Source organism: Streptomyces sp. NBC_00212 (assembly GCF_045206365.1).
Lineage (GTDB): Bacteria > Actinomycetota > Actinomycetes > Streptomycetales > Streptomycetaceae > Streptomyces.
This window is the reverse complement of record NZ_CP108115.1, coordinates 6,373,977-6,390,686: the sequence shown is the minus strand read 5'-3', so window position 1 is coordinate 6,390,686 and position 16,710 is coordinate 6,373,977. Positions and strand designations below refer to the sequence as shown.

12 protein-coding genes are annotated in these 16,710 nt (G+C 72.0%); 4 read left to right on the top strand and 8 right to left on the bottom strand.

Annotation, left to right across the window (positions count from 1 at the left end; all coding sequences use genetic code 11):
• Window positions 1-4: 4 nt before the first annotated feature.
• Genes ftsW through rsmH form a run of 8 tightly spaced genes read right to left on the bottom strand, consistent with a single transcriptional unit; the run spans window position 5 to window position 10,410 of the window.
• On the bottom strand, window positions 5-1,387 hold the full coding sequence (gene ftsW / locus OHA17_RS29105) for a putative lipid II flippase FtsW (RefSeq protein ID WP_398876813.1): 1,383 nt from the start codon (window positions 1,385-1,387) through the stop codon (window positions 5-7).
• 58 nt (window positions 1,388-1,445) lie between these two features.
• Window positions 1,446-2,885, bottom strand: coding sequence for a UDP-N-acetylmuramoyl-L-alanine--D-glutamate ligase (gene murD, locus OHA17_RS29100; RefSeq protein WP_406509012.1), 1,440 nt, complete (start codon window positions 2,883-2,885; stop codon window positions 1,446-1,448).
• Complete coding sequence (gene mraY / locus OHA17_RS29095) at window positions 2,867-3,937, bottom strand: phospho-N-acetylmuramoyl-pentapeptide-transferase (RefSeq protein ID WP_161254141.1); 1,071 nt, start codon at window positions 3,935-3,937, stop codon at window positions 2,867-2,869. Before mraY ends, murD begins: the two co-directional genes overlap by 19 nt.
• Complete coding sequence (murF, locus tag OHA17_RS29090; RefSeq protein ID WP_406509011.1) at window positions 3,934-5,340, bottom strand: UDP-N-acetylmuramoyl-tripeptide--D-alanyl-D-alanine ligase; 1,407 nt, start codon at window positions 5,338-5,340, stop codon at window positions 3,934-3,936. Before murF ends, mraY begins: the two co-directional genes overlap by 4 nt.
• 4 nt (window positions 5,341-5,344) lie before the next feature.
• On the bottom strand, window positions 5,345-7,012 hold the full coding sequence (locus tag OHA17_RS29085; RefSeq protein ID WP_406509010.1) for a UDP-N-acetylmuramoyl-L-alanyl-D-glutamate--2,6-diaminopimelate ligase: 1,668 nt from the start codon (window positions 7,010-7,012) through the stop codon (window positions 5,345-5,347).
• Window positions 7,013-7,026: 14 nt separating this feature from the next.
• Window positions 7,027-8,946 carry a peptidoglycan D,D-transpeptidase FtsI family protein gene (locus OHA17_RS29080; protein ID WP_406509009.1) on the bottom strand — a complete coding sequence of 640 codons (1,920 nt, stop codon included), beginning with the start codon at window positions 8,944-8,946 and terminating at the stop codon, window positions 7,027-7,029.
• Window positions 8,947-8,950: 4 nt separating this feature from the next.
• Window positions 8,951-9,463, bottom strand: a complete 513-nt coding sequence (locus OHA17_RS29075; protein ID WP_406509008.1) for a hypothetical protein — start codon at window positions 9,461-9,463, stop codon at window positions 8,951-8,953.
• Window positions 9,460-10,410 carry a 16S rRNA (cytosine(1402)-N(4))-methyltransferase RsmH gene (rsmH, locus tag OHA17_RS29070; protein WP_398876819.1) on the bottom strand — a complete coding sequence of 317 codons (951 nt, stop codon included), beginning with the start codon at window positions 10,408-10,410 and terminating at the stop codon, window positions 9,460-9,462. The genes OHA17_RS29075 and rsmH overlap by 4 nt, the downstream gene beginning before the upstream one ends.
• A 420-nt stretch (window positions 10,411-10,830) precedes the next feature.
• On the opposite strand from rsmH, the gene OHA17_RS29065 reads away from it, so the two are divergent.
• From OHA17_RS29065 to OHA17_RS29050, 4 genes are all read left to right on the top strand, one after another.
• Window positions 10,831-11,397, top strand: a complete 567-nt coding sequence (locus OHA17_RS29065) for a beta-class carbonic anhydrase (RefSeq protein WP_398876820.1) — start codon at window positions 10,831-10,833, stop codon at window positions 11,395-11,397.
• A gap of 201 nt (window positions 11,398-11,598) precedes the next feature.
• Window positions 11,599-12,609, top strand: coding sequence for a MoxR family ATPase (locus tag OHA17_RS29060; protein ID WP_053727767.1), 1,011 nt, complete (start codon window positions 11,599-11,601; stop codon window positions 12,607-12,609).
• Entirely contained in the window at window positions 12,609-13,976 is a 1,368-nt protein-coding gene (locus OHA17_RS29055) for a DUF58 domain-containing protein (RefSeq protein ID WP_406509007.1), read from the top strand. Before OHA17_RS29060 ends, OHA17_RS29055 begins: the two co-directional genes overlap by 1 nt.
• On the top strand, window positions 13,973-16,405 hold the full coding sequence (locus tag OHA17_RS29050; RefSeq protein ID WP_406509006.1) for a transglutaminaseTgpA domain-containing protein: 2,433 nt from the start codon (window positions 13,973-13,975) through the stop codon (window positions 16,403-16,405). Before OHA17_RS29055 ends, OHA17_RS29050 begins: the two co-directional genes overlap by 4 nt.
• Window positions 16,406-16,710: the final 305 nt, after the last annotated feature.

Sequence of the window (16,710 nt, the reverse complement as noted above, 5' to 3'; positions counted from 1 at the left end):
AAATTCACCGCTCTCCGGACGGACGCTTCTTGACGCGCCGTCTCATCGACTTCCAACTCACCCGAGGCTGCCGCATGGCAAGGGCCGCCCGCGCAGCGGGGTCGTCCCGCGCGAACGCGATCAGCAGCCCCACGGCGAACATGGTCGGCAGCAGCGCAGACCCTCCGTAGGAGAACAGCGGGAGCGGGACACCGGCGATCGGCAGCAGGCCGAGCACCGCACCGATGTTGATCACGGCCTGCGCCACGATCCAGGTGGTCACACCTCCCGCGGCGTACCTCACGAAGGGGTCCTCCGTGCGTCCGGCCACGCGGATACCCGCATAGCCTAGAGCCGCGAAGAGGGCGACGACCGACAGCGTCCCTGCCAGACCCAGTTCCTCGCCCGTGACGGCGAAGATGAAGTCGGTGTGGGGCTCGGGGAGTTGACCCCATTTCTCCACACTTGCGCCCAGGCCGGATCCGAACCATCCGCCGGAGGCGAGCGCGTAGATTCCGTGCACCGCCTGCCAGCACTGGTCCTGCGGGCCCGGGTCGGTGGCGCCGATGCAGTTGAGCCGGCCCATCCGGTGCGGGCTGATCTTGATGAAGAGGGCGGCCAGCATGGCCGCGACGCCGAGCACGCCCGCGAAGAGCCGGGTGGGGGCGCCGGCCAGCCAGAGCAGGCCGAACAGGATCGCCGTCAGGATGATCGTGGTGCCCATGTCGCCGCCGAGCATGATGAGCCCGAGCAGCAGGAGGGCCACCGGCACGAGCGGCACCAGCATGTGCTTCCACTCGGTCAGCAGCCGCTTGTCCTGCTTGCGGGAGAGCAGGTCGGCACCCCACAGGAGCAGCGCCAGCTTGGCGAACTCGCTGGGCTGGAGCTGGAAGGGGCCGCCGAGGTAGATCCAGTTCTGGTTGCCGTTGACCGACTTCCCTATCCCGGGGATCTGCACGAGGATCAGCAGGAAGACCGTGCCGGCCAGTATCGGGTAGGCGAGCGCCCGGTGCAGCTTGGCGGGCATCCGGGCCGCGGCGATCATGAGGCCGCCGCCGATGAGGGCCGCGAGGAACTGCTTGCGGAAGAAGTACGAGCCCGGCAGCGACAGTTCGAGGGCCTTGATCATCGAGGCGGAGTAGACCATCACCAGGCCGAGCACGGTGATGAGCAGGGCGCTGCCGAGGATCAGGTAGTACGCCGTCAGGGGGCGGTCCCAGGCCCTCCTGAACTGGTCGATGAGGCGCCCGGGGCCGCGCGGTCCGGGCCGCCGGGGAGCGCCCGCGGGGCCGCCGCGGGCCGACGGGCCGCGCACGGGTCCGGCGGTGCGGCTGCGCAGGAGAAGACCGGCGAGTGCGGGGACGCCGCGCGGGGCGTCCCCGGAGCCGCCAAGAACATCGGCCGCCATGTGTGCTGACCCCTCCAGTCGTGCCCGGCGCCGCCGGTCCGTGGAACGGGTGGTCCGGCTAGGCGCGCCCTGCGGCGAGTTCGCGGACCGCTTCCGCGAAGGCCTCGCCGCGCTTGTTGTAGTTCGCGTACATGTCCATCGAGGCGCAGGCCGGGGCCAACAGGACGGTGTCTCCCGGCCGGGCGAGCCCCGCCGCCTCGCGGACCGCCGCCGGCATCGCCCCAGTGTCGGTCCGGTCGAGGTCGACCACCGGGACCTCGGGCGCGTGTCGCGCCAGGGCTTCGGCGATCAGGTGGCGCTCGGCGCCGATCAGGACGACCCCGCGCAGCCGCTTCGCCGACCGCTGGACGAGCTCGTCGAAGGACGCGCCCTTGGCCAGCCCCCCGGCGATCCAGACGATCGGGTCGTACGCTGCCAAGGAGGCCTCGGCGGCATGGGTGTTGGTGGCCTTGGAGTCGTCGATGTACGCGACGTCCGCGACGTCCGCGACGTGCTCGATGCGGTGCGCGTCGGGGCGGAAGGCCTTCAGTCCCTCGCGTACGGCCTTGGGCTCGACGCCGAAGGCGCGCGCCAGGGCGGCCGCCGCGAGGGCGTTGGCGATGTTGTGCGGGGCCGGCGGGAAGACGTCGGCGACCTCGGCGAGCTCCTGGGCGTTCTTCTGCCGGTTCTGCACGAAGGCCCGGTCGACGAGGATGCCGTCGACCACGCCGAGCTGCGAGGGGCCCGGTGTGGCCAGGGTGAAGCCGATCGCCCGGCAGCCCTCCTCCACGTCGGCCTCGCACACCAGGTCCTCGGTCGCCCTGTCCTGCGCGTTGTAGACGCAGGCGATGGTGTTGCCCTCGTAGATGCGGCCCTTGTCGGCGGCGTACGCCTCCATGGAGCCGTGCCAGTCGAGGTGGTCCGGCGCCAGGTTGAGGACGGCGGCCGAGTGGGCGCGCAGCGAGGGCGCCCAGTGCAGCTGGTAGCTGGAGAGCTCGACGGCCAGGACGTCGTACCGCTCCTCGCCGAGGACCACGTCGAGCAGCGAGACGCCGATGTTGCCGACGGCGGCGGTACGCAGGCCCGCCGCGCGCAGGATGGAGGCGAGCATCTGGGTGGTGGTGGTCTTGCCGTTGGTGCCGGTGATCGCGAGCCAGGGGGCCGGCTCACGGCCGTCCAGGTCGCGCAGCCGCCAGGCCAGTTCCACGTCGCCCCAGACCGGCACGCCCGCCTCGGCGGCGGCCGCGAACAGCGGCTTGTCGGGCCGCCAGCCGGGCGTGGTGACGATGAGCTCGGTGCCCTCGGGCAGGGTGGCCCCGTCGCCGAGGCGCACGGTGATGCCCTGCGCCTCCAACTCCGCGGCCTGCGTGCGGGAGCGCTCGTCGGCGCCCTCGTTGACGACCGTGACGGCGGCGCCGAGCCCGTTCAGGACCCGGGCCACCGGCATCCCGGAGACACCGAGACCGGCCACCGTCACGCGCTTGCCCTGCCAGGTGGTGCTCACTTGTCGGCTGCCCATCCCGCGTAGAAGAGTCCGAGACCCACGATCACGCACATGCCCTGGATGATCCAGAACCGGACCACGACAAGGACTTCGGACCACCCCTTGAGTTCGAAGTGGTGCTGGAGCGGCGCCATCCGGAAGACCCGCTTGCCGGTCATCTTGAACGAACCGACCTGGATGACCACGGACATCGTGATCAGTACGAACAGGCCGCCGAGCAGGGCGATCAGGAACTCCGTACGGGAGCAGATCGCGAGGCCGGCGAGCGCGCCGCCGAGCGCGAGGGAACCGGTGTCGCCCATGAAGATCTTGGCGGGCGAGGTGTTCCACCACAGGAAGCCGAAGCAGGAGCCCATCAGGGCCGAGGCGACGACCGCGAGGTCGAGCGGATCTCGCACCTCGAAGCAGGCGTTGGGGTTGGTCAGGGTCTGCGCGTTGGCGCAGGACTCCTGGAACTGCCAGAGCCCGATGAAGGTGTACGCGCCGAAGACCATCACGGAGGCGCCGGTGGCCAGGCCGTCCAGACCGTCCGTCAGGTTCACGCCGTTCGACATCGCGAGGATCATGAACAGCGCCCAGACCACGAAGATCACCGGGCCGACGGACCAGCCGAAGTCGTTGATGAACGACAGCCTGGTGGAGGCAGGGGTGTTGCCCCGGGCGTCCGCGAACTGGAGGGCGAGCACCGCGAAGGCGATGCCCACGATCAGCTGTCCGGCCATCTTGGCCTTGGCCCGCAGGCCGAGCGAACGCTGCTTGACGATCTTGATGTAGTCGTCGAGGAAGCCGACCATGCCCATGCCGGCGGTCAGGAAGAGCACGAGCAGGCCCGAGAAGGTCGGGTCCTCGCTGGTGATCACCTTGGTCAGCGCGTACGCGATCAGCGTGGCCAGGATGAAGGCGATGCCACCCATGGTGGGTGTGCCCTTCTTCCCGGCGTGGCCGCGCGGGCCGTCGTCCCGGATGAACTGGCCGTAGCCCTTGCGGGCGAGCAGCTTGATGAGCAGCGGGGTCCCGACCAGGGTCAGGAACAGGCCGATGGCTCCCGCGAAGAGGATCTGCCTCATCGGGCGGCGACCTCACCCTCGACGGCGCCTTCGAGCAGCGCCAGTGCCACCCGCTCCAGGCCGATCGACCTGGATGCCTTCACCAGCACGACGTCTCCCGGCCGCAGTTCACTGCGCAGCAGGTCGACGGCCGCCTGTGCGTCGGACACGTGCACCGACTCCTCACCCCACGAACCCTCGTTATATGCGCCCAGTTGCAGCCAGGACGCTTCCCGGCCCCCGACTGCCACGAGCTTGCTGACGTTGAGCCGGACGGCGAGCCGTCCGACCGCGTCGTGCTCGGCGAGCGAGTCGTCGCCGAGCTCGGCCATCGGACCGAGCACCGCCCACGTGCGGCGCCCGGTACCCATGGCCGCGAGCGCGCGAAGAGCGGCTCGCATGGATTCGGGGTTCGCGTTGTAGGCGTCGTTGACGACCGTCACACCGTCCGGACGCTCGGTGACCTCCATACGCCAGCGGGAGAGGGTGCCCGCCTCGGAGAGCGCGCGGGCGATCTCGTCTGCGGACATGCCCAGCTCATGGGCGACGGCGGCCGCGGCGAGCGCGTTCGACACGTGGTGCTCACCGTACAGGCGCAACGTCACATCGCTGCACCCGGAGGGTGTGTGAAGGCTGAAGGAGGGCTGTCCGGACGCCGTGAGCCGGACATTCTCGGCCCGTACGTCCGCGTCCTTGGCCTCGCCGAAGAGCAGCACGCGCGCCTTGGTGCGGGACGCCATGGCCCGCACCAGGGGGTCGTCCGCGTTCAGGACGGCGCAGCCGTCTTCGGGCAGGCCCTCCACCAACTCGCCCTTGGCCAGGGCGATCTGGTCCCGGCCGCCGAACTCGCCGATGTGGGCGGTCCCGACGTTGAGGACGAGACCGATCCTGGGCGGGGTCAGGCCGGTGAGGTAGCGGATGTGACCGACGCCGCGCGCGCCCATCTCCAGGACCAGGTGTCTGGTTTCCGCGGAGGCGGTGAGCGCGGTCAGCGGCAGACCGATCTCATTGTTGAGGGAGCCCGGCGTGAACACGGTCGGCGCGTGGCGCTGGAGCACCTGCGCGATCAGGTCCTTGGTGGAGGTCTTGCCGGACGAGCCGGTGAGGGCGACGACTTCGGTGCCGAGGCGGCGTACGACGTCGCGGGCGAGGGCGCCGAGGGCGGCCTGTACGTCGTCGACGACGATCGCGGGCACGCCGACCGGGCGGGCCGCCAGGACCGCCGCGCAGCCCGCCTCGAAGGCGCGCCGCGCGTAGTCGTGGCCGTCGACGTGTTCGCCGGCGAAGGCCACGAAGAGCGAACCGGCCGCCACCTGGCGGGAGTCGATGACGACGGGGCCGGTGACCGTGACGGACGGATCCGGTATGTCGTGCGGCTGCCCGCCGACGATTTCGGCGATCTCGGCGAGGGAGAGGGCGATCACTACTTCATCCCTGACTTTTCTGGATGGCGGCGCGGAGCACCAGTCGGTCGTCGAAGGGGCGGACCACTCCGTGGATGTCCTGGCCCTGTTCATGGCCCTTGCCCGCGACCAGCACGGTGTCGCCGGGTTCGGCGCGGGCGACGGCCGACGCGATGGCGGCGGCACGGTCCTCGAAGACCTGGACCTCGCCGCGCTCGTGCGCGGGCACCTCGGCGGCGCCCGCCAGCATCGCGGCGAGGATCGCGAGGGGGTCCTCGGAGCGGGGGTTGTCGGAGGTCAGTACGGCGGTGTCGGCGAGCCGGGCGGCGGCGGCCCCCATCGGGGCCCGCTTGGTCTGGTCGCGGTCGCCGCCGCAGCCGAGCACGATGTGCAGCTTGCCCTCGGTGACCTTGCGCAGCGAGCGAAGGACCGACTCGACGGCGTCCGTCTTGTGGGCGTAGTCGACGACGGCGAGGTAGGGCTGGCCTGCGTCCACGCGCTCCAGGCGGCCGGGCACGCCGGGTACGGCGGCCACTCCGTCGGCGGCGGTCTGCGGGTCGAGGCCGGCGACGGCCAGCGTGACGATGGCGGCGAGGGTGTTCGCCACGTTGAACGGGCCCGGCAGCGGGGCGGTGGCCGAGATCCGCTCGCCCTTGGGGCCGACGACGGTGAAGGTGCTGCTGTCCTGGCGGATCTGGACGTCCTCGGCGCGCCAGTCGGCGTCGGGGTGGCCCTCGGCGGAGAACGTGGTGATCTCGATCCCCGCCTCCGTCACGAGGCGGCGGCCGTACTCGTCGTCGAAGTTGACGACGCCGCGCTTGGCCCGCTCGGGGGTGAACAGCTGCGCCTTGGCCCGGAAGTAGTCCTCCATGCCGGAGTGGAACTCCATGTGTTCCGGGCTGAGGTTGTTGAAGACGGCGACGTCGAAGACGCAGCCGTCGACCCGGCCGAGCACGAGGGCGTGGCTGGAGACCTCCATGGCGACCGAGTCGACGCCGCGCTCGCGCATGACCGCGAACAGCGCCTGGAGGTCGGTGGCCTCGGGGGTGGTGCGCTCCGACTTGATGCGCTCGTCGCCGATCCGCATCTCGACCGTGCCGATCAGGCCGGTGGCGTGTCCGGCGCCGCGCAGGCCGCCTTCGACGAGGTAGGCGGTCGTGGTCTTGCCGGAGGTTCCGGTGATGCCGAGCTGGAGGAGCTCGCGCCCGGGGTGTCCGTAGATCTCGGCGGCGAGCTCGCCCATCCGGCCGCGCGGGTCGCCCGCGACCAGGACCGGCAGGCCGGTCGCGGCGGCGCGGTCGCGGCCCGCCGGGTCGGTGAGGATCGCGACGGCCCCGAGGCTGGCGGCCTGGGCGGCGAAGTCGGCGCCGTGCGCGTTGGCGCCCGGCAGAGCGGCGTACAGGTCTCCGGGGCGTACCGCCCGGGAGTCGTGCGTGATGCCGGTGACCTCTCCCGATCCGGGGTTGCTCGTCCCCAGTCGCTCGGCCAGCGCGCCGAGCGAGGTCGGACGGGCCTGTTCCGGTCGGGGCGCTCCCGGCTGTTTCGCGGGGGCGTCCTGCTGGGCGGTTCGGTACTGATCAGCGTGTGGCACGGCGGTGAGCGTACCGGGCGCACCCGCCGGGTCGCCAAAAGAGGGGGGCACGGCGTCCTGGGTCCCGTCCTGGTTCCCAGGGCCCTGGGTGATGGTTGTCACTGAGGCTTCCGGATTCAGTCGTTGCCGCCGAAGGTGACGGGCAGGTTGGGAGGCTGGGCTCCGGTCGGCGGGATCTGGAGGGTCTTGAGGGCGAACTCCATGACCTGCTTGTAGATGGGTCCGCAGATCTGGCCGCCGAAGTAGCTGCCCCTGGTGGGGTTCTGGATGGCGCAGTAGACGGTGATCTTGGGGTTGTCGGCGGGGGCGAAGCCCGCGAAGGACGCGGTGTAGCCCCGGTAGGTGCCGGTCTTGGGGTCGATGCGGTTGGCGGTGCCGGTCTTGCCCGCGACCCGGTAGCCGGGGATGGCGGCCTTGGTTCCGGTGCCCTCGGCGTCGCCGACGACCGATTCGAGCATCTGGGCCAGCGTCTTGGCGGTCTTCTCGCTGACCACCCGGGACTGCTTGGGCGCGGGAGCGGGGGTGAACCGCCCGTCCGGGCCCTTGGTGCCGCGCACCAGGGTCGGCTCCACCCGTACGCCGCCGTTGGCGATGGTCGAGTACACCGAGGCGGCCTGCATCGCGTTGAGCGAGAGGCCCTGGCCGAACCGGACCGTGTACTGCTGCGAGGTCGACCACTTGCTCGCGGGGGCCAGGATGCCCGGGGTCTCGCCGGGGAAGTTGAGCCCGCTGGGCGAGCCGATGCCGAACTTGCGCAGGTAGGAGTACAGGACGTTGTCGGCCTCGGCGTCGGTCTTGCCCAGCTGTTCGACGGCGAGGATGGTGCCGATGTTGCTGGACTTGGCGAGCACGCCGTTGAGCGTCAGGTTCCAGGTGGGGTGGTCGATGTCGTCCTTGAAGAGGCGGTCGCCGCGCTGGAGCCGGTTGGGCACCACCACATGGGTCCCGGGCGTGGCGACGCCCTGCTCCAGGACCGCCGCCATGGACATGACCTTGGCGGTGGATCCGGGTTCGAAGGCGTCCTGGAGCGCGGCGTTGCCCATGGCGGCCGAGTTGGCCTGGGCGATGTTGTTCGGGTCGAAGCCGGGCGCGTTCGCCATGGCCAGGACCTCGCCGGTGTCGGACCGTTGCACTATGACGTAGCCCCGGTCGGCGCCGGACGTGGCGACCTGGTCCGAGATCGCCTTCTGCGCCATCCACTGGATGTCCCGGTCGATGGTCAGCTCGACGTCGGAGCCGGGCACGGCCGGGGTCTCGTGGGTACCGGCGGTGGGCACCCGGCGGCCCCCGGACTGGGCGTAGGAGATCTTGCCGTCGGTGCCGGCCAGCTCCTTGTTCAGGGACGACTCCAGGCCGCCGCCGCCCTTGCCCTCGGCGTTGACGTACCCCAGTATCCCGGCGGCGAGGTCGCCGTTGGGGTACACGCGCTTGGTGCTGGACTCGTTGAGGACGCCGGCCAGCACATTGGCCCCGGGGCCGCCCTTGGCGCGGTCGGCGGACGCCTTCTCGCCGAGCACCTTCTTCAGGTCCTTGATCTGGTTCCAGACCTGCGGGGTCTGCCGGCGGGCGAGCACCACGTAGCGGGTCTTGGGCGTCTTGAGCTTCTTGGTGAGGTCCGCCTGGCCCTTGCCGATCAGCGGCGCGAGCAGCGCGGCCGCCTGCGCGGCGGCGTCGGGGATCTTGGTGGCCTCGGGGGTGAAGAGGGTGGGGTCGGCGGTGATGTCGTAGGCGTCGACGCTGGTGGCGAGGGCGATGCCGGCCCGGTCGGTGATCCGGCCGCGCTCGGCGGGCAGCGCGTAGCTGGCGTACCGGTTCTTGTCGGCCTTGGCGGCGTACGCGCTGGCATCGACGGCCTGCACCTGGAGCAGCCGTACGACGAAGGCCAGCATGACCAGGGTGAGCCCGAGGCTGACCAGGCGCAGCCGGGGCCGGGGGCTGCCGAGCTTGAGCTTCTTGGCGGGCGCGGGGCGGCGGGCCGCCGGCCGGGAGCGCGCGGGCGGGGGGACCCGGCGGCGCGGGGGTTCCTTGGGGCTCACTGCGTCACCTGCCGGGGGCCGGGGTCGGGGAGGTCTTCGCGGGCTGCCGGGGCTGGGAGGCCGGGGTGTGGTGCTTGGGGCGTGCGGAGGCCGGGCTCTGCGCCAGGGGCAGCGGCGTGGGCTCGGCGGCCTCGGCCGGGGAGGCGTCGCCGGCCGAGGCGAGGACGCCCTTGACGGTGCCGTCCGGGCCGAGGAAGACGGGGGTGCCGCCGGGGACCATGCCGAGGTCGGCGGCCCGGCGGGACAGCGCGTCGGGGGCGGACAGGTCGTCCACGTCCCGTTGCAGCGCCTGCTGTTCGTCGGTGCGTTCGGTGGTCTGTCTGTGGTACTCGCTGAGCTTGAACGAGCCCGCGTTCAGCGCCGAGTTCAGCACCAGGAGTGCGATGAGCCCGCCGCCGAGGAGGGCGACGACGAGGAGGGCGAACGGGGTGCGGGCGGCGCTGTTGGCCCCCTGCGAAGGCATCAGCCTGCCGAGCCGCGCGGCCGTGCCGCGCAGCTGCCTGGCCGGTTTGCTCACACGTCCTCCCTGATCCGCTGGACCCCCCGGAGCCGGGCGGGGGCCGCGCGCCGGTTCTCGGCGACCTCCTCCTCCGTGGGGAGTTCGGCACCGCGGGTGAGGAGCTTGAGCCGCGGCTGGTAACGCTCGGGCACCACCGGAAGCCCGGGCGGCGCGGTGTTGGCTGCGCCGGCTGCGAAGACCTGCTTGACGATGCGGTCTTCGAGGGACTGATAGGAGAGCACCGCGACCCGGCCGCCGACCGCGATGGCCTCGACGGCGGCGGGGATCGCCCGCTCGACGCTGGCGAGTTCGCCGTTGACCTCGATGCGCAGCGCCTGGAAGGTGCGCTTGGAGGGGTTGCCGCCGGTGCGCTTGGCGGCCTGCGGCAGCGAGTCGCGGATCAGCTCGACGAGCCGGGCGCTGTTGCTGAAGGGCTCCTTCTCGCGCTCGCGGACGACCGCCGAGACGATCCGCTTGGCCTGCTTCTCCTCGCCGTACGCCCGCAGGATCCGCACGAGTTCACCGGCCGGGTAGGTGTTGAGCACCTCGGCGGCGCTCATCCCGGTCGACTGGTCCATGCGCATGTCCAGGGGCGCGTCCTGGGCGTAGGCGAAGCCCCGGTCGGCCTCGTCGAGCTGCATGGAGGAGACGCCGAGGTCGAACAGGACGCCCTGGACGCGGGGGGTGCCGAGACGTTCGAGCACCTCGGGCAGCTCGTCGTAGACGGCGTGCACCAAGGTGGCGCGCTCCCCGAAGGGGGCCAGGCGCTCGCCGGACAGACGCAGCGCCTCCTTGTCCCGGTCGAGGGCGATCAGGCGCACCTCGGGGAACTGGGTCAGGAGTGCCTCGCTGTGGCCGCCGAGGCCGAGGGTGCAGTCGACGACGACCGCACCCGGCTGGGCCAGGGCCGGGGCCAACATGTCCAAGCATCGCTGGAGCATCACCGGGACGTGTCGCTGGCTCAAAGCCGCCCTCTCAAGGATCCGGCGCAGCGTCGCGCATACGTGCCGGATCCCCGCTCCCCCGGGGTGGGGGGACGAACGGCTGGCGCCGGGGAAGGGGCGTCAGCCGACCGGAGAGCGGGAGGAGGCCGAGCCGTACGTGCGCCGCGCACGCGGGTAAACGTAGGTCCGGGAGACAGTGGTTCCCGGAAGCTTGGGATTCCGTAAAGGGGGAGACCGTGTGTCACGCCTCCCACTTCGCGCCACTTTAGTCCACTGGTCCTTCGGGTCAATCAACCCTCCAGCGCGCCGCCGAGCACTTTTTTCACTCGTTCGGGTGACGCCTGGCAGGGCCTGTGGGTTACCTCACAGACGTCCGAGTTGACAGTCTTTTTCCGCCCCCATGACGCGACTGGACGATCAGTGGCGGCTACCGTCGTATACATGTCGACTCCTGCGCACATACCCGCAGAGCCTCCTGCCCGCCGTCCGCACCTGACCGTCCAGAGCGGAGGGACGGTGACCGACCGGCTCGTCGAGGCGAACCGCCGGTACGCCGCCGCGTTCGACGACCCCGGCATGGATGCCCGCCCCGTCCTCCACGTCGCCGTCGTGGCCTGCATGGATGCCCGGCTCGACCTGCACGCGGCGCTCGGTCTCGAACTCGGCGACTGCCACACCATCCGCAACGCTGGCGGTGTGGTCACCGATGACGTGATCCGCTCCCTCACCATCAGCCAGCGGGCCCTCGGCACGACGAGCGTCATGCTCGTGCACCACACCGGCTGCGGTCTCGAAGCGCTCACCGAGGACTTCCGGCACGAGCTGGAGGACGAGGTCGGGCAGCGGCCGGCCTGGGCGGTCGAGTCGTTCCGCGACGTCGACCAGGACGTACGCCAGTCCATGCAGCGGGTGCGGACCTCTCCGTTCCTGCCGCACATCGACGACGTCCGCGGATTCGTCTTCGATGTGACGACGGGCCTGCTGCGGGAAATCGATCCGGCCGGCTGAGAATCACAGGAACGGAAATAGGGGGACAACTCACAATCAATCCCCCGCAGTTGTCCACAGGCGAGTGACACGACGCGGTAACGGCAACAAGAATGCGGAAGTGACACCGGTCCGAACCGTTCGGCCGCGCTGTCCGTATTCCGGGGTGGGCCGGGCCGTTCGCAGTGCATCGGCCCGTATGAAAGGGCCGAGGAGGGCCGGGTGACGACCTATGACGATCGAGCGAGCCTCACAGATCTGACCGCCACAGCGGAGCGAGTCCGCAGGTCGGTGGAGAGTGTGATCGAGGGCAAGCCCGAGGTCGTACGGCTTTCGCTGACCGTACTGCTCGCGGAGGGGCACCTCCTGATCGAGGACGTGCCCGGCGTGGGCAAGACCATGCTGGCCAAGACACTGGCCAGGTCCATCGACTGCTCGGTCCGGCGCATTCAGTTCACGCCGGACCTGCTGCCCTCGGACATCACCGGTGTGTCGATCTACGACCAGCAGCGGCGGGACTTCGAGTTCAAGCCCGGCGCGATCTTCGCCCAGATCGTGATCGGCGACGAGATCAACCGCGCCTCGCCCAAGACCCAGTCCGCGCTCCTGGAGTCCATGGAGGAGCGGCAGGTCACCATCGACGGGCAGACCTACGAACTGCCCAGCCCCTTCATGGTCGTGGCCACCCAGAACCCGGTCGAGATGGAGGGCACCTACCCGCTGCCCGAGGCCCAGCGCGACCGGTTCATGGCCCGCGTCTCGATGGGGTACCCGACGCCCGAGGCCGAGCTCCAGATGCTCGACGTGCACGGCGCGGTCTCCCCGCTCGACGACCTCCAGCCGGTGGCGCACGCCCACGACATCGCCAAGCTGATCGACGCGGTCCGCAAGGTGCACGTGGCGGACTCGGTGCGGCGGTACGCGGTGCAGCTGGTCGGCGCGACCCGCAACCACCCGGATCTCAGACTCGGCGCCTCGCCGCGCGCCACGCTCCATCTGCTGCGCGCAGCGAAGGCGTCCGCCGCCCTCAGCGGCCGGGAGTACGCGCTCCCCGACGACGTGCAGGCCCTGGCCGTCGCCGTCCTCGCACACCGGCTGCTGCCCACCGCACAGGCCCAGCTCAACCGGCGCACCGCCGAGCAGGTCGTCCTGGAGATCCTCCAGCACACGCCCGTTCCGCAGGCCGGGAATCCGCTGTACGGCCAGCAGCCGCCCGGCGCCCGGCGGCTGTGATGGCGGCCGGGGGGCTCCCCGCCGAGCCCGCCGAGGAAGGGGCCAAGGGCGGGCTGTGGGCCGCCCTGTCCGGCCTCACCACCCGCGGCCGCTCCTTCCTCGCGGCCGGCATCGCCGCCGCGATCTGCGCCTTCGTACTCGGCCAGGAGGACCTGCTGCGGGTCGGGCTGCTGCTCGCCGTGCTGCCGCTGGTCTGCACGGTCGTGCTCTACCGCACCCGCTACCGCGTCGCGGGCAGCCGGGGGCTCGCCCCCGGCCGGGTCCCGGCCGGGGGCGAGGCCCGGGTCCAGCTGCGGATCGACAACGTCTCGCGGCTGCCCACCGGCCTGCTCATGCTCCAGGACCGGGTGCCGTACGTGCTCGGCCCGCGCCCCCGCTTCGTACTGGACCGGGTCGAGGCGGGCGGCAAGCGCGAGGTGTCCTACCGGGTGCGCTCCGACCTGCGTGGGCGCTATCCCCTCGGGCCGTTGCAGCTGCGGCTCACCGACCCCTTCGGGATGTGCGAGCTGACCCGCGCCTTCAGCGCGTACGACACGCTGACCGTCATCCCCAGGACCGAGCCGCTGCCACCGGTGCGGCTGTCCGGCGAGGCCGCCGGATACGGCGACGGGCGGCACCGCTCGCTCGCGCTCGCCGGTGAGGACGACGTCATTCCGCGCGAATACCGCCACGGCGACGACCTGCGCCGGGTGCACTGGCGCTCCACCGCGCGCTACGGCGAGCTGATGGTGCGCCGCGAGGAGCAGCCGCAGCGGGCCCGCTGCACGGTGCTGCTCGACACCCGGGACATCGCGTACGCGGGCGCGGGCCCCGACTCGGCCTTCGAGTGGGCGGTCGCGGGCGCGGCCTCCGCCCTGGTGCACATGCTGGAACGGGGCTTCTCCGTACGGCTTCTGACCGACACCGGCAGTTCGGTGCCCGGCGAGGGCGCGGGCGGGTTCGCGGGCTCGACCCAGGACTCCTCGGACTCGGCCGGGCTGATGATGGACACCCTGGCGGTCGTCGACCACTCCGACGGCGGCGGCCTCTCGCGCGCGTACGACGTGCTGCGCGGCGGCAACGAAGGGCTGCTCATCGGGTTCTTCGGCGACCTCGACGAGGAGCAGGCGGCGGTCGCGGCGAAGATGCGCCGGCGCAGCGGGGCGGCGGTCGCCTTCGTGCTCGACAGCGGTCTTTGGATGCACGGCTCCGAGGAGTGCGGCCCCGTCGAGGAGCGGCTGCGGCTGCTGCGCGAGGCGGGCTGGACGGCGCTCGCGGTGCGGCCTGGCGCGGCCCTGCCCGAGCTGTGGCGCCTGGCGGGCCAGGAACGTACGAACGCGGGAACGGCGCCCGGCGGCGCGGCCGGCACGGCAGGGGGATGGTCATGAGCGGGCGCGGACGGCTGGCGCTGTGCGCCTACGCGGCCACGGTGATGGCGGCGTGCTCGATGCTGCCGCTGGTCGACCCGGCGAGCTGGATCCTCCAGGCCGCGTTCCTGCTCGCGATCCTGAGCGGGGTCGGCGCGCTGGCCCGGCGGGTGCCGCTGGCCCGGCCGCTGACCGTGCTCGCCCAGGCCGTGGTGGCCCTGTTGGTGCTGACCCTGGTGTTCGCGCGTCAGCAGGCGATCGGCGGGGTGCTGCCCGGCCCCGAGGCGTTCGAGCGGCTCAACTCCCTTCTGCAGCAAGGCGCTTCGGACGTCGGGCAGTACGCGATCCCGGCGCCGGCCACCCCAGGGATCCGGCTGATGATGGTCGGCGGGGTGCTGATCATCGGCCTCGCGGTGGACGCGCTCGCGGTGACGTTCCGCAGCGCGGCCCCGGCGGGCCTGCCGCTGCTCGCGCTGTACTCGGTGGCCGCGGGGCTCTCCGGGGGCGGCGCGAGCTGGCTCTGGTTCGTGCTCGCGGCCGCCGGCTATCTGCTGCTCCTGCTCGCCGAGGGCCGCGACCGGCTCTCGCAGTGGGGGCGGGTCTTCGGCGGCGCCGCGCGGGCGCCCGGCCGGCCCCAGCAGAGCGTGTTCGAGAACAACGCGCCGCTGGCCCCGGTCCGTACCGGGCGGCGCATCGGGGTGCTCGCGCTCGGGATCGCGCTGGTGATCCCGGCGATGCTGCCCGCGCTGGACAGCGGGCTGCTCGGCGGCGCCGGCGGCGGTGGGGGCGGGGACGGAACCGGAGGGACCATTTCCGCGGTCAACCCGCTGGTGTCGCTGCAGAACAGCCTGAACCAGCCCGAGGACCGCGAGGTGATGCGGTACAACACCAACGCCCAGGACACCAAGGAGATGTACCTGCGGATCGTCGCGCTCGACGAGTTCGACGGGGCCTCCTGGAAGTCCTCGGAGCGCCACATCAAGGACGTACCGGATCCGCTGCCGAGGCCGGACGGGCTGAGCCCGGCGGTCGCGACCACCGAGGTGCAGACCAGCATTTCGGCGGCCGGCTGGTACGCGCAGAGCTGGCTGCCGATGCCGTTCCCCGCGACCCGGGTGAACATCAAGGGCGACTGGCGGTTCGAGCCGGTCGGGCGGACCCTGGTCGGCGACCGCAAGCAGACGACCCGCGGCGCGCAGTACACGGTCTCCAGCCTCCTGGTGCGGCCGACGGCGGCCCAGTTGGCGGATGCCCCGCGCCCGTCCGCGGACCTCCTGAAGGAGTACACCCGGGTCCCCGACTCGCTGCCTTCCGTGGTGAGCGCGACCGCGCGGCAGGTCACCAGTGGCGCCGCGAACAACTACGAGAAGGCCGTCAAGCTCCAGGACTGGTTCTCCACCAGCGGCGGCTTCACGTACAACACCCATGTCCAGTCGGGCAGCGGCACCGAGGCGATCGCCAACTTCCTCAAGGAAAAAGAGGGCTTCTGCGTCCACTTCTCCTTCTCGATGGCCGCGATGGCCCGCACGCTGGGCATCCCGGCCCGGGTCGCGGTGGGCTTCACACCCGGCGCGGCGCGCCCGGACGGCACCATGTCGGTGGGCCTGCGCGACGCGCACGCCTGGCCCGAGCTGTACTTCGAGGGCGTGGGCTGGACCCGCTTCGAACCGACGCCTACGCGGGGCTCCGTCCCCGAATACACGCGGCAGCAGGCCCCGGCGGGCGGCCCGAGCAGCCCGGCCGCGCCGTCCAAGAACGCCTCGGCCCAGCCCTCGGCGGCGCCGTCCGCCCCGGACTCCTGCCCGCCCAGCGCACGGCGCCTGGGCGACTGCGGCCCCTCGGCCGCGGCGGGCGTCGCGGGCCCGACGGACAGCGGCCCCTCGGCCTCGGCCCTGGTCGGTACGGCCCTGGGAGTGGCCGCGCTGCTGGTGCTTCCGCTGCTGCCCCTGCTGTGGCGCAGGCGGGTCCGGGCCCGGCGGCTCGGCTCCGGCGGGCGCACCCCGGCCGACGCGGTGGCCCGTACGCTCGCGGCCTGGCAGGAGATCACCGACACGGCCTGGGACTACGGCATCCCGCCCGACGACTCGCAGACGCCCCGCAAGGCGGCGGCCCGGGTGGTCCGCCTCGGCCGCTTGGACGGCCCGGCGGCCGAGTCCGTCCACCGCGCGGCGGGCGCGGTGGAACAAGTCCTGTACGCGCCCGAGCCCCGGCCCACGCCGGGTCTCGCGGACGACGTGACCCGGGTGGCGGCCGGCCTGCAAGCGGCGGCGGGCCGCTGGCCGTCCCTGCGAGCGATTCTCGCCCCGCGCTCATCTGTCCGGGTGATCTGGTCGCTTTCGCGGCGCTGGGAGCGGGCGAGGGCGGGGGTGGCGGTACGCACGCGAGGCCTGACCGAACGCCTGCGACCCGGCCGCCAGCAGCCCCCGCCGGAACCGACATCCACCCCCTGACCAAACCCTGGGGCTCCGCCCCAGACCCCGTTTCGTGCGCGGACCGTGCGTGGCTGATCGCGCAGTTCCCCGCGCCCCTGGCGGAACCTATGCCGGCCACCACCGGCAGGGGGGCGGGACTGTGACATTGCGCGGCTCTTCGCCGCAGGGGGCGCGAGTGGGCGGTGCCGGGTGCCCTATAGGGGCGCGGGGAACTGCGCGATCAGCCCGGCACGGTCCGCAGACGACGCAAACGGGGTCCGGGGCGGAGCCTCGGAGAGCCGGGGTATGTCGAAGGGGCGGGCACCCGGTATAGGTGACCGCCC